The 12,729-nt window shown below is 68.5% G+C and carries 11 protein-coding genes and 3 pseudogenes; 6 read left to right on the top strand and 8 right to left on the bottom strand.

Annotation, left to right across the window (positions count from 1 at the left end):
* The first annotated feature begins 109 nt into the window (after positions 1-109).
* Together EDD93_RS14435 and EDD93_RS39590 are read left to right on the top strand one after the other, a co-directional pair.
* Positions 110-3,433, top strand: a complete 3,324-nt coding sequence (locus EDD93_RS14435) for a S41 family peptidase (protein ID WP_123525527.1) — start codon at positions 110-112, stop codon at positions 3,431-3,433.
* 132 nt (positions 3,434-3,565) lie between these two features.
* Positions 3,566-3,985: a hypothetical protein gene (locus tag EDD93_RS39590; RefSeq protein WP_185092315.1), complete on the top strand. Its 420-nt coding sequence runs from the start codon at positions 3,566-3,568 to the stop codon at positions 3,983-3,985.
* Positions 3,986-4,078: 93 nt separating this feature from the next.
* Here EDD93_RS39590 and EDD93_RS40810 read toward each other — a convergent pair.
* Positions 4,079-4,384: pseudogene (locus EDD93_RS40810) on the bottom strand (ATP-binding protein); the annotation flags it as partial.
* Positions 4,381-4,614 (bottom strand): hypothetical protein, encoded by a 234-nt coding sequence (locus tag EDD93_RS14425; protein WP_123525526.1) that lies wholly within the window; start codon positions 4,612-4,614, stop codon positions 4,381-4,383. The pseudogene EDD93_RS40810 and the gene EDD93_RS14425, both read right to left, overlap by 4 nt.
* 117 nt (positions 4,615-4,731) lie before the next feature.
* On the opposite strand from EDD93_RS14425, the gene EDD93_RS14420 reads away from it, so the two are divergent.
* Both EDD93_RS14420 and EDD93_RS14415 read left to right on the top strand, forming a co-directional pair.
* Positions 4,732-5,610 (top strand): helix-turn-helix transcriptional regulator, encoded by an 879-nt coding sequence (locus tag EDD93_RS14420; protein WP_123525525.1) that lies wholly within the window; start codon positions 4,732-4,734, stop codon positions 5,608-5,610.
* On the top strand, positions 5,567-5,770 hold the full coding sequence (locus EDD93_RS14415; RefSeq protein WP_185092314.1) for a DUF397 domain-containing protein: 204 nt from the start codon (positions 5,567-5,569) through the stop codon (positions 5,768-5,770). The genes EDD93_RS14420 and EDD93_RS14415 overlap by 44 nt, the downstream gene beginning before the upstream one ends.
* A 975-nt stretch (positions 5,771-6,745) precedes the next feature.
* Here EDD93_RS14415 and EDD93_RS14410 read toward each other — a convergent pair.
* The 4 genes and pseudogenes from EDD93_RS14410 to EDD93_RS14395 all read right to left on the bottom strand — a co-directional run.
* A complete protein-coding gene (locus EDD93_RS14410) occupies positions 6,746-7,156 on the bottom strand; it encodes a VOC family protein (protein WP_123525524.1) in 411 nt (136 codons plus the stop codon).
* Positions 7,157-7,583: 427 nt separating this feature from the next.
* Complete coding sequence (locus tag EDD93_RS14405) at positions 7,584-8,072, bottom strand: hypothetical protein (RefSeq protein ID WP_185092313.1); 489 nt, start codon at positions 8,070-8,072, stop codon at positions 7,584-7,586.
* Positions 8,073-8,168: 96 nt separating this feature from the next.
* Entirely contained in the window at positions 8,169-8,918 is a 750-nt protein-coding gene (locus EDD93_RS14400) for a hypothetical protein (protein ID WP_123525523.1), read from the bottom strand.
* Between the two features lie 288 nt (positions 8,919-9,206).
* Positions 9,207-9,527: pseudogene (locus tag EDD93_RS14395) on the bottom strand (transposase); the annotation flags it as partial.
* Positions 9,528-9,901: 374 nt separating this feature from the next.
* On the opposite strand from EDD93_RS14395, the gene EDD93_RS14390 reads away from it, so the two are divergent.
* Positions 9,902-10,603, top strand: a complete 702-nt coding sequence (locus tag EDD93_RS14390) for a TMEM175 family protein (RefSeq protein WP_123525522.1) — start codon at positions 9,902-9,904, stop codon at positions 10,601-10,603.
* Between the two features lie 224 nt (positions 10,604-10,827).
* Positions 10,828-11,252: pseudogene (locus EDD93_RS14385) on the top strand (transposase); the annotation flags it as partial.
* A 268-nt stretch (positions 11,253-11,520) separates the two neighbouring features.
* Here EDD93_RS14385 and EDD93_RS14380 read toward each other — a convergent pair.
* Both EDD93_RS14380 and EDD93_RS39390 read right to left on the bottom strand, forming a co-directional pair.
* Positions 11,521-11,994 carry a hypothetical protein gene (locus EDD93_RS14380; protein WP_123525521.1) on the bottom strand — a complete coding sequence of 158 codons (474 nt, stop codon included), beginning with the start codon at positions 11,992-11,994 and terminating at the stop codon, positions 11,521-11,523.
* Positions 11,995-12,339: 345 nt separating this feature from the next.
* A complete protein-coding gene (locus EDD93_RS39390) occupies positions 12,340-12,720 on the bottom strand; it encodes a hypothetical protein (protein WP_148083864.1) in 381 nt (126 codons plus the stop codon).
* Between the last annotated feature and the right edge of the window lie 9 nt (positions 12,721-12,729).

Here is a 12,729-nt window from a genome sequence, read left to right as displayed (position 1 = left end):
TGTTTCGTACACCTCGACGGTACCCCGGGCGCCCAGCGAAACGAAATCGTTTCGCTTGTGTTCCGCACCACAAGTTGCCGCGGCCCGCTCACGCGGAAAGCATTGGGGGGTGAGTGACGACGTCTCGTATCTCCGGTTCCCGCACCTCCACGAGGATCTCCTCTGCTTCGCGGCGGAGGACGATCTCTGGGTCGCTCCCCTCGCCCCCGAGGGCGAGACCCCGGGACGCGCCTGGCGGGTGACGGTCGACCGCACCCGGGTCAGCCATCCGCGCTTCTCACCCGACGGGACCCGGATCGCGTACACGACCTGGCGCAGCCTCGACCCGGAGATCCACCTCGCCCCGGTCACCGGCGGCCCGGCCCGCCGGCTCACCCACTGGGGGTCGACGGACGCCCGGGTCTGCGGCTGGACCCCGGACGCCGGGGACGCCGCGCAGATCCTCGCCGTCTCCTCGCACGGGCAGCCGTTCTCGTACTTCTCCTGGGCCTACAGCGTGCCCACGGACGGCAGCCCCGGGGGCCGGCTGCCCTGGGGGCCGGTCTCCGACATCGCCGTCGCGGACATCGGCGGGGAGCGCCGCACCCTGCTGCTCTCCGGCACCCCGCCGCACGAGCCCGCCGCCTGGAAGCGCTACCGGGGCGGGGCTACGGGGCGCCTGTGGCTGCACGGCGAGCGGCTGCTCCCGGACATCGGCGGGCACCTCGGCTCACCGATGTTCGTGGCCGGCCGGATCGCCTTCCTCTCCGACCACGAGGGCGTCGGCAACCTCTACTCCTGCCTGCCCGACGGCACCGGCCTGCGCCGCCACAGCGACCACGACGCGTTCTACGCCCGGCACGCCTCCAGCGACGGGCACCGGGTCGTCTACCAGTGCGCGGGCGAGCTGTGGCTGGCCGACGACCTGGAATCGCCCGACGCCCTCCCGCGCAGGCTGGAGGTACGGCTCGGCGGCCCCCGGGCCGGCCGGCGCGCCTACCAGGTGCCCGCCTCCAGCCACGTCGACTCGCTCTCCGTGGACGAGACCGGCCGGGCCAGCGCCGTATCGGTGCGCGGCAGCCTGTACTGGCTCACCCACCGCGACGGCCCCGCCCGCACCATCGCGGACACCCCCGGCGTCCGGGTCCGGCTCCCGGAGATGCTCGGCAGCGGCGGCCAGGTGGTGTACGTGACGGACGCGGAGGGCGAGGACGCGATCGAGATCGCCTCCCTGCCGCGCGCCAGCGGCGACCGCGCCCCGCGCCGGCTCGCCTCCGGCCGGGTGGGCCGGGTCCAGGAGCTGATCGCCGACCCGGACGGCGAGATCCTCGCGATGGCCTCGCACGACGGGCGCCTCCTCCTCCTGGACACCGACGAGGACGCCGACGGCGAACCCGTCGAACTGATCCGCTCGGTCAACGGCCCGGTCCGCGACCTGGCGTTCTCCCCGGACGGGGCCTGGCTGACCTGGTCGCACCCCGGCATCGGCCGCTCCCTGCGCCAGATCAAGCTCGCGCGCATCACGGGCGCGGGATCACCCGTGATCGTCGATGTCACCAACGGCCGCTTCGAGGACGAGAACCCCGTCTTCACCCTCGACGGCCGCTACCTCGCGTTCCTGTCCTGGCGCGGCTTCGACCCGGTGTACGACGTGCACACCGGCGACCTGTCCTTCCCGCTCGGCTGCCGCCCCTACCTGGTCCCGCTCTCCTCCGCGACGCCCTCGCCCTTCGCGCTCTCCCCCGACGGCCGCCCGGCCGCAGGCGGCCTCGACCCGCTGGACTCCGACGAGGCGGGCGCGGCCGAGGGGTCCACGGTCACCGTCGAGTTCGAGGGCCTGGAGAGCCGGGTCACGCCGTTCCCGGTCGCCGCCTCCAAGTACTCGGCGCTCTACCCGGTCAGTGGCGGCGGCCTCGTCTGGCTGCGCTGGCCGATCTCCGGCGCGCTCGGGGAGACCTTCGCCAACCCGGCGGACATGTCGGGGCGCCCGACCCTGGAGCACTTCAGCATCGCCAAGGCGAAGAAGACCGAACTCGTCGGCCACCTCGACTGGTTCGCCGTCAGCGGCGACGCCTCCCGGCTGGTGGTGATGGACGACGGTGAGCTGCGCGCCGTCCCGGCGACCGAGCCCGGCGACAACGACTCCACGGTCTACCTGGACCTGCGGCGCATCCTGCACGACGTCGACCCGGCGGCGGAGTGGCGGGGCGCCTACGCCGAGGCGGGCCGCATCATCCGCTCCTACTTCTGGGAGCCGGACATGTGCGGCATCGACTGGGACGCGATCCTGGACCAGTACCGTCCGCTGGTCGAACGGGTCGCCACGCCGGACGAGTTCGCGGACCTGCTGCGCGAGGTCCTGGGCGAACTGGGCACCTCGCACGCCTACGTCGCCCCCGCCCGCCGCAACGAGGGCCCGCCGCACTACCAGCGGGCGATGGGCCTGCTCGGCGCCAACCTGGTGTGCCGGGACGGCGACTGGACCGTCCAGCGCATCCTGCCCGGCGACTCCTCGGACTCCAAGGCCCGCTCCCCGCTCGCCGGTACGGGCATCAGGGAGGGCGCGGTCCTCACCCACGTGGACGGCCGCCCGGTCGACCCGGTCACCGGCCCCTACCCGCTGCTCTCCGCGGCGGGCGGCACCACGGTCGAGCTGACCTTCACCCCGGCCGGCGGCGAGGGCCGCTCCCGCCGGGTCGCGATCGTCCCGCTGGTCGACGAGCGCCCGCTGCGCTACCAGGACTGGGTGGCCAAACGCCGCCAGGTCGTAAGGGAGTTGAGCGACGGCCGCTGCGGCTACCTGCACATCCCCGACCTGGGCGGCTCGGGCTGGGCCCAGTTCAACCGCGATCTGCGCCTGGAGGTCTCCCGCCAGGCCCTGATCGTGGACGTGCGCGGCAACGCGGGCGGCAACATCAGCGAACTCGTCATCGAGAAGCTCACCCGCACGATCCTCGGCTGGGACCTCACCCGTGACGCCCAACCGGTGTCGTACGCCTCCAACGCCCCACGCGGCCCGGTGGTCGCGCTGGCCGACGAGGCGACGTCATCGGACGGCGACATGATCACCGCCGCGTTCCGGCTGCTGAAGCTGGGCCCTGTGGTGGGCCAGCGCACCTGGGGCGGCGTCGTCGGCATGACCGGCCGCCACCGGCTGGGCGACGGCACGGTGATCACGGTCCCGATGAACGCCGCGTGGTTCGACGCCTACGGCTGGTCGGTGGAGAACCACGGCGTCTCCCCCGACGTGGAGGCCCTGCGCACCCCCCTTGACTGGGCGGAGGGCCGGCACGCGGTCCTGGACGACGCGGTCTGGATGGCCCTGGACCTCCTCACAGCGACCCCGCCCGCGACACCGCCGACCTACGACGCGGTCCCGGACCGGAGGCGTCCGCCGCTGCCGCCGCGCGGGTCCGGCGCCGCGGACGGAGGCCCGTCACCGCGGACATCCTGAACGCCCGCCCGTCCGCGTCGCGACCCCCGATATCGCTTGCCATTCGCGGAAGCAACCTTGTAGCTTTCCTCAAGCAAAGCCTTGAGGGTGCTGCAACCTCTTGAGGTGACAAGCGACTTGGGGGGTTGCCCGGTGTCCGATTCACATGAGTACGTTCACGTTCCGGAACATCTCCTGTTCGGACGCAACCACACCGGCACGCTCGGCGGCGCCCGACCCTACGACCGGCCGTGGCCCGACGGCACCGTCCGGGCGAGCCGCCACCACACCCTCGTGTGCCTGGAAGGCGACTACGCCGACGGTCGCGGGGACAGCGCACTGGCGGACCTCCGCAGGGTGTACCCCTGGCGGCACGTCACCCGGTGCCGGAACACGATCGTGGTGTGGCCGGTCGGCACGGTGTGGGTCTCCCACCAGCCGGGCGCGGTCATCCTGCGCGGCGACATCGACGGCCTGGACCGGGCCGCCGTCCAGGCCATGTACCCGGGCCGGACGGTCAGTTGCGACGGATCGCAGCTGACCGTCTGGCCACCCGCCCCCGCGGCAGGCTGAGGCGCCCGGCCCGAACCGACGACCGGGAGCGCGCAGCTCGCACCACACCGTCTTCACGTACGGCCCCTGCTCCACGCCCCACCGCAGCGCGAACGCGTCCAGCAGCAACAGCCCGCACCCGGTCTCCGCATCACCCGCCGCGAACCGCATCGCCGGCCACACCCCCGGCGCGGGATCACTCAGTTCGACCCGGATGCGCCCGGACCCCGTAGCGCTGATCCGCAACGTGACCGGCACCCCCGCCCCCACGTGCACGATCACATTGGTAAGCAACTCGCTGACGCAGAGCAGCAGATCGGGCACCTCTACCTCCCCGAACCGCCACCGCAGCATCCGCCGCACCTCCGGTACGGCCTCCGGCACGGCGAGGAGCTCCACCGTGAACGGCAGCACGCTCATCCCCCGGCCCCCGCACGCAGCGCCTCGGCCAGCCGCCGCGCGGTCACCACCGTGCAGTTGCCGAGCGCGACCAGCGGCGGGTGCTTCGTCCACCCGGCGAGCGTCAGCGGATCGACGCCGAGGGACGGCAGGGTGATGCCGTGCGCGGCGAGCGCGGCGCGCAGCACGTCGATGTCCTCGACGATGTCGTACGTGGGTGAGTCGGGCCGGTCCTGCGTCACGTCGTCCATGAGGAGCCGTACACCTTTCGTTGCTGACTGTGACGAACACCTCACACGCTGCCGCATGCGCCTCTACGGTGGAAGGCGATTTCGCTCCACAGAGCGCAGCGCGAAAGGCGGTCAGCGGTGGCCACACGCAAGGAAATCGACGGCTCGGCGGGAGTCCCGCAGTTCTACGGGAACGAGCTCCGCTTCAAACGGGAGGAAGCGGGCCTGACCCTGGAGAAGCTGGTGGACGGCAGCTTCTTCGGCATCACGTACCTGAGCGAGATCGAGCACGGGCACCGTCGCATGCCGGTGGAGCTGGCGCAGCACGTGGACCGGGTGCTGAAGACGGACGGGTTCTTCCAGCGGCGTTGTGAAGACGTGCGGAAGGCGAGGCGCAAGGGGCACGCGGACTACTTCGAGCGTGTGCTGGAGGCGGAGAAACACGCGTCATCCATTGAGCAATGGTCACCAGGAGTCTTCCCCGGCCTGCTCCAGACGGCAGCGTACGCACGAGCCGTGATCTGCGCCGAGCGTATGCCTGAACTCCAGGAGGAAACCGACGCGAAGGTCAACGCTCGGCTTGCGCGGGCAAGTCTCTTCGATGCAAGCCATCAGACACCGCAGTACTGGGCGATTCTGCCGGAAACCCTGCTACGGCTGCCGATCGTGTCGCCGCAGCACATGGCGGAGCAGCTCGACCACATCACCGCTCTCACCAGGCGCGGCCGAATCATTACGCAGATCCTCCCGTGGAACTCAGGGCCGCACCCGCTCATGCTGAGCAACGCGATGGTGCTGGACTTCGCGGACGCTCCTCCGCTGGTGTACATGGAGGGCCAGCACCACGGAAACACCGTCGACGATCCGGGCCTCGTGAAGCAGTATCGGAGGTCGTACGATCTTCTGAGGGCCGCCGCCTCGCCGCCGGATGCGTCCCTCACCATGATCGAGGAAGCGGCAGAGGACTACCGAAATGGCGTTCAGCCAGCACGACTTGACCGCCGCCACTTGGCGTAGGAGCAGCTACAGCAACAGCAGCGGCGGTGACTGCCTGGAGGTAGCAGACGGGCTCCCTGGCCTCGTCCCCGTACGCGACTCCAAGCGCCCCGACGGCCCCGCGCTCATCGTGCACGCGGCCGCCTGGACTCCGTTCATCGAGTCCGTCAAGGCGTCCTGAGCCCCCTGGCGGGCCGCAGCGACCGGTTCGCAGTCATGCCGCGTAGATCTCGGCGAGCTGCGCGATGAGGGTGTGGAGGACGTCGGGCCCGTCAGGTTGAAGACGGCTCAGTGGCCGACGATGTCCAGGTTGTCGACGTGCCAGGTGCCGATTCCCTTGGAAGTCAGGGCGCAGACGTAGTTCTTGCGGACCTTGCCGCCGGAGGAGTCATGGTCGTAGACGACGCCGGTGCCCCTGTACTGCTTGGTGTCACTGTTGAAAGTGGTCGCGGCAGGACCGCTTTCCCGCGCAGTGGGGAACTCGGTGCCCAGAGGTGACTTGAACTTGCCCGAGACAGCGAACTCGCAGAACCGCTCGGCAGCTGACGCCGGGGCACCGATTGGCTGCGGGCGTAGGTCAGGCTCTCCCCGCCGTCGTCCTTCGCTCTGCGCAGGGCGCCGTTCGACAGCAGCCTGAGCGTGATGTATTTGCCCGGCTTGCAGGAGGAAGCCGGCTCGGCGACCACTTCGGTGGTCGGGTCGATGTGCACCCAACCGTTGGAGCTCGGCGCGTGCGCCAGGGCGCCTTTGAAGACGCAGTGGTAGGTGCCTTTGCCGTCCTTCTGGGGGCCGGGCAGCCACGGCTCGGGAACCGGCCGTCGGCGACCGTGTCCTGCACTCCTGTGCACCACAGGGCCTCCGCGAGACCGGGGCGCGCGGCGGGTTCCTTCCGTATGCAGTCGCGTACGAGACTCGCGAGGGCCCCCCGGGACGCCCTCCAGGTCGGGCTCCTCCTCCGCGACGCGGAACATGAGCACGTGTGGTCCGGTCTGGGTGGTAGCGAAGGGCATCCGGCCGGTGGCCGCGTAGACCAGGACCGAGCCGATGCCCGCATGGCCAGGTCGGAGAGGGTCAAGCCAGCCAGTCCGAGAGGACCAGGGCCTCGTCGGGGGTGAACTTGATCGTGATGTCACCGTTCTCCATGACCGGAATCCAATTAGTCGCGCTTGGGCCAGATCGGGCCCTGCTCGGTCCATATGACGCCCTTGTTGCGGCACAGGCAAAAGGGGTGGCCGATCGGGTCGGTGTAGACCTGCCAGCCGTAGCCGTTGGGGCCGATGAAGTCCTGCCTCAGCGTCGCGCCGAGGTCGAGGACGCGACGCTGCTCGGACTCGATCTCGTCCACTTCGAAGTCGAGGTGGAACTGCTTGGGGTGCTCGCTGTCGGGCCACTGCGGAGCGCGGTAGTCGTCCACCCGGATGAATGCCAGCTCGATCTCGCCGAACTGGATGCCAGTCCAGTCCTCGGAGCCGCCTTCCTTGATTGGACGGCCCGTCACCTCGGAGTAGAAAGCGGCCAGCTTCATCGTGTCCGGGCAGTCGATAATGAAATCGGTGAGTCGCAGCATCTCGCGATCTTGTCACAAGCTGACACCAGGCTTCGGGCAGGCCCAACGCCGCCGCTCAGCACGCACCTCAGTGAGAATCCGACAGAACGAACGAGAACGGGTGGGAATCCGACAGCTTCAATGCGACGGGACATCACTTCACAAAGCAACCACAGGGTGACATCAGCGTCGTTTGCCAACAAGCGCGCTGATTTGCCAACTGTGCTGCGCCGTCACAGTGGACCCGTCCATCGAGTTGAACGGGGCAAAGCAGTGAGACAGCATGTCCCATATGCTCATTTCGGTCCTGGAGGCCCTCCAAACCGGATCGGCACTCACGACCGGCAGCGGCGTCAAGGCTGTACCCCGCATCGAGGAACCTGCGGACGCCTTGCCGGTCCGGGGCAGTGAACCCACTGGTCAGGTAGCGCGCGGGATCCGTGAGGCTTCAACCGACGACCGTGCCGTCCTGGATGAGGAGCGCCGTGCCGGTGGCGATGCCGATGCGGGCCTCCAGCGGCTCGTCGAGCACATCGAGGTCGCACAGAAACGTCAGTACGGCGTCCCCGGGAGCGCGGCACAGCTCCGTGGTCGTATCCATGCGGAAGTCCCGAACCTCATCCGCACGAAGCCCGCCCGGCCGAACGGCGGGTGTGACGGGTACGCGACCGCTGTCCTCGCCGTCCGCAGCCCCATCGGGGAGGCGGAACTCCGCGCCGACCAGTTGCCGGCTCTCCCGGTCGAAGCGGAGCTCGTCAGGGGTGTCCCACAGCCATTCCGTACTGCCGAAGGTGTCGAGCTGGAACTGCGAGCGCTCCTCAGCGTCCGCGTAAGTCCCGATGTGCACACGGAAGTCCCGGAAGTCGAAGCGCGGTACGACCGCCAAGGGCTCGCCCGCCACGGTCGCGGTCCAGTCGCCATTGATGGTGACTTTCACGGTGGTGGCTCCTCACCGGAGGGGGTCTGGGCGGGTCTCACCACCGGCCCGCCCCTGGGGCCACCTTGCTCACGAACACCACCGACCGGTTCGCGATCAGGCCGCGTAGATCTCGACAAGTTCCGCGATGAACGTGCGGAGGGCGTCGGCCCGGTGGCGGTCCTCGCGCTGGTTGCGCAGGGCGTCGTCGAGCGTCCTGAGCCTGGCCAGGGCGGCCGGGTCGGACTCCTCCACGTCACTGATCACCGGCTGAGTGATCAGGTCCAGGCACTCGGTGAGCAGCCGACGCGTGGTCAAGGACGGCGGGTCGGCGTCGGGCGCGGCAAACGGGGTGGTCAGGTACCGCGCAGGATCCGTGAGGCTCCACCCCACGACGGCGCCGTGCTGGACCAGAAGCGCCACATCGGGTGCGATGCCGATGCGGGCATCCAGTGGCTCGTCGAGGACGTCGAGGTCACGCAGGCACGTCAGCACGGCGTCCTCAGGAGCACGGCAGAGCACCGTGCACGCACTGTGGCGGAAGTTCCGGGCCTCGTCCGCGCGAAGCCCGCCCGGCCGCACCGCAGGCGTGGTCGGGACGCGGGCGGCGTCCTCGGCGAAAGCAGAGTTGTCAGGCAGATAGAGATCGACACCGACCAGTTGCCGGCCGTCCGGCGCGAACCGGAATTCGTCGGAGACGTCCCACAAGAATTCCTGACTGCCGAACGTGTTCAGGAGGAATATGCCCCGCTCCGTCTCACCCGTGTAGGGCACTACGCGCACAGAGGTGCCCGCGAAGCGGGGAAGGAGGAGGAGCGGATCCTCTGCGACCGTCGCGCGCCAGCCGTTGCTGAAAGTCAGTTTCATGATGTACTTCGCCCCGTTCCGGCCAACGATCTCCGACCCCGTCGGTGGCCACTCTGAACCTCGAAGTTACCTCGCAGACAGCGTTGTTGGCGGCCGCCGGGAGGTTCCACGTGCCGCCGGCCCCCTCGACCGAGACCGGGCGGAGACCCGGGCCGTCTCCGCCATTGCTGAAGCCATTTGGTGGACTCGCTCCTCACCATCGCGAGACGGTTCGGAGATCATCGAATCCTGCCATGTTCGTGAGCCGCCACGACGAAAGCTGCCGCTCGATCAAGAGCCCTACAACGGCTATCGCCATGAGCGGATCTGTCGGTGGGTGATGAGGCAGCAGGCGAGTTTGAGGAAGGCTTCGTGGATGTCGGCTCGGCGTTCCCAGCGGATGCGGAGGCGTTTGAAGCCGTGGAGCCAGGCGAAGCTGCGTTCGACGACCCAGCGGGAGGTGCCCAGTCCGGTGCCGTGGAGGGTGCCGCGGCGTGCGATGGCCGGAACGATGCGGCGTTGGCGGACCTGGTCGCGGTAGATGTCGTGGTCGTATCCGCGGTCGGCGAAGAGTGAGTCCGGCTTGGGTCGCGGGTGCCCGATCCTGCCTCTGATGGGTGGGATGGCCTCATTGCGATAGCCGTCGTTAGTGGTCCTTGGTCCGCGCAGGACTTGCCGCCGTACTCGCCCCTGCACGACAGCCGAGAACAGGCCCTGGAGCGGTTCCGCCTTCTACCTATCAGCGGGCCACCGCGTCGCCGCGAGCCGCGGTGTCGATCAGCAGATCGGTGGCGACTTCGTATGCACTCTCCGAGCGGGCCGGTTCGCTCCCGTTTGCTCCGCCCCGCACCCCGCCCGCGCGGAGGTGGGCGGCACTTCACCTCACGCCCCCTCCCTCCGACTGGAGCCTCACTCTGATTAGCTAAAGCTAGCGTCCAGTGAGGAGCTTCGCTCCAAAAGGGACGGCAGGACGCGTTGGACCGGACATGGAGAGGTGCGAACGTATGGGTGCCAGTGACGTCGTCGACGAGAACGGGGCTGGAAGGGGTGACCCGGCAGAGGTGTCGGTTCCCGCGTCGGACGCAAGCGAGGGAGGCGTCTCGGGGGAGCGCCTGGTCCTCTTCACCGACGCGGTGACCGCGATCTCCATCACCCTGCTGGTCCTGCCGCTGGTGGAGCTCGTCCCGGAAGTCGCGTCCGCCCACAAGCCCGCCAGCGACGTGATCACCGGCCACGTCAGCCAGATCTGGAGCTTCCTGCTCAGCTTCGTGGTCATCGCGAACATCTGGCGAGAGCACCACCGGGCCTTCTCGACGGTCAAGACGGCCACCCGCACCCTGACGGTTTGGAATATGGGGTGGCTGCTCTCCGTCGTCGTCATTCCCCTCCCGACGGAGATGATCGGTACCTTCGGGGGCCACGACCGGTTCGTGGGGGCGTTCTACTACGCGGCGCTCCTGGCCGGGATGGTGTGCCGGGTGGCCATGCTGAGGATCCTGAAGTCCAACCCGGGGATAGTCGAGGGGGACAGCGAAGGGACCCGCCTAAGGACCGCGAACCTCTACACCGAGAGCTTCGTCAACGCCCTCACCGTGGTCGTCGCGTTCGCCATCGCGCTCGCCGTGCCCGTCCTGCAGTACTACAGCCTTCTGCTGCTGATCGTGGCGGGGCGGTTGCCCTTCACGCGCTGGCGCGCCGCTCACTGACCACTGGAAGACCGGCGCGCGGCCCGCGCCGGGCGTGGGTCACCGCGAAGGCCGTTCCCAGCCGTCCCCGTCGATCAGGTGAACGTGGTGGGGACGGCGTGGCGAAGAAGACGAGCGAGAAGAAGCCGGCACAAGCCTCGTCCCGAGGTACGGAGGTGCGGGCCAGTAACGACGGCTATCGCAATGAGGTGGATCGGTGCTGTTGGCCGTCTCCGCGTCAGGAGTTGGGCGTTGGCCGGGCATGGGGACTTCGCCGTGGATCATGTCGGATGAACTGTGGGAGCGGATACAGCCGCTGCTGCCGCGCAAGGAACGCCGGTTCCGGCACCCGGGCCGGAAGCCGCTGCCGGACCGGCAGGTGCTGTGCGGCATCCTCTTCGTGCTGCACACGGGCATCCAATGGGAGTACCTGCCACAAGAGTTGGGCTTCGGGTCGGGCATGACGTGCTGGCGGAGGCTGCGGGACTGGAACGAGGCCGGCGTCTGGCAGCAGCTGCACGAAGTGCTGCCGGCCGAGCTCAACGCCGCGGCCCGCCTCGACTGGTCGCGGGCGGTGGCCGACTCCAGCCACGCATCCGCTGGGAACGCCGAGCCGACATCCACGAAGCCTTCCTCAACTCGTCTGCTGCCTCATCACCCACCGACAGATCCGCTCATTGCGATAGCCGTTGTTAGTCCTTCAGGTAGGTGGTGACAAGACCGCGCAGGACTTCGGCCCGGTGCCGGTCTTCTCGTTGGCCAAAGCCAGTGCTCACTACCGAAGGAGTTAGCGAAGAACCTCACCCGCTCCGCCCTGTCCGTGCAGGGCGCCACCTCCACGGAGCCACCCGTGAAGCGGGGGGTGATGTGCAGCGGGCCATCCGTGACCGTCGCGTGCCAGTCGCCACCGAATGACAGTTTCATGGTCATCCTCACCTTCACGGCGCTACGGGTGGGGTGATGAACTCCAGCGCGTTGCCGGTGAAGCGCTCTCCGCAGGCCGGGCACTCGTTGCGGTACGCGTGGGCGCGTGAGCGTTCGAGGCTGTCGGAGAACAGCGGAACGGCCGTGGTCAGTTCGATCACCCGGAACCTCGCACCGCAGGCTGGATGCGAGGTGCTGTACGGCTCACCGACGACGGCCCCGGCGAAGTCCGCTTCGGTCGCTGTCCCGGCGGCGACCCGCCTGTCGAGGCATTCCAGGTCGGTGCCATCGCTCCAGTGCAGGTAGTAGCGGTGCAACGGCCGGCCGGGACGGAGGCGGAACACGATCCTGCGCATGCGGGGACGGTCCGCGAGCAGGCGGTCCTCCAGTTCGTCGAAACCGGCGATCGGCTCGTCGGCCGTGACCGGTTCTCCTGCCGGGAAGTACTGCGTCTCCCACTTGCGGAATCTCACTGTCAGCCCGCCCACGGGTCCACCTTGCCCCCGGGCATTCTGTTCATGAACCATCATTCGCGGAAGAGGTAAGGGTCAGACCTCTCACCAGAAGACTCACACCGTCTCCCGACAGCTGGACCAAGGCACTACAGGGCGGATAGAGAGAGTCCGTAACCCTTTCATAGAGTTTGATCCAGTCGAGGCTCAGGGTTACCGGGTCGCCTGTTGTGACATCGTTCAGGCGAAGCCTGAACGGCCGGCCGGTGCGCACCACTCCCCCTACGCAGCGAATGGCGCACGTTGCGGTCGCAGCGCTCCTCTCCTCCACCGAGTAGATCTGGATCTCACCGCCAGCGTCGTCATCCATGCTCATACGCATCAATGCGGGGCGTCGGAGAAGGGATGGGCGATATCCCCCCACGTGAATGCGAAATTTCTTTGTGAAGCCTCGTAAGTGACGGCAGCACCTGAACTCTCCATATCGAACTGCTCATGAAGCCACCCGTCCATGGCCAACGCCGCCACCTCGGACTGATAGTCACTGAGGGGATAATCGAGTGAAGCTGTTCGAATGAAAACTCCAGCGGGAAGAAGTTCGCTCAGGGCGGGTGCATTGATGGCGACCCCGAAGGCCAGCCAGGCGGCGTCTTTCCAGTGCAGGCCGGATGCGGGTAGGCCGAGCCAGACTTTTTTGTGGATCTGCATGCTGTGCGGCGGAACCACGTCTTCGAGCGGAGCGGTTTCGGCCCGCAGGTCCACTGCGAGCCC

Origin of the sequence: Streptomyces sp. 840.1 (assembly GCF_003751445.1) — a bacterium.
Classification (GTDB): domain Bacteria; phylum Actinomycetota; class Actinomycetes; order Streptomycetales; family Streptomycetaceae; genus Streptomyces.
The sequence above is the reverse complement of the archived record's forward strand: the minus strand, read 5'-3'. Positions and strand labels throughout refer to the sequence as shown.

What these genes read in the sequence shown, in the direction of transcription:
- EDD93_RS14425 (WP_123525526.1), bottom strand. Translation starts at nt 4,614, where the DNA reads ATGGACGACGTGACGCAGGACCGGCCCGACTCACCCACGTACGACATC.
- EDD93_RS14415 (WP_185092314.1), top strand. Translation starts at nt 5,567, where the DNA reads ATGGCGTTCAGCCAGCACGACTTGACCGCCGCCACTTGGCGTAGGAGC.
- EDD93_RS14410 (WP_123525524.1), bottom strand. Translation starts at nt 7,156, where the DNA reads ATGCTGCGACTCACCGATTTCATTATCGACTGCCCGGACACGATGAAG.
- EDD93_RS14400 (WP_123525523.1), bottom strand. Translation starts at nt 8,918, where the DNA reads ATGAAACTGACTTTCAGCAACGGCTGGCGCGCGACGGTCGCAGAGGAT.
- EDD93_RS14390 (WP_123525522.1), top strand. Translation starts at nt 9,902, where the DNA reads ATGGGTGCCAGTGACGTCGTCGACGAGAACGGGGCTGGAAGGGGTGAC.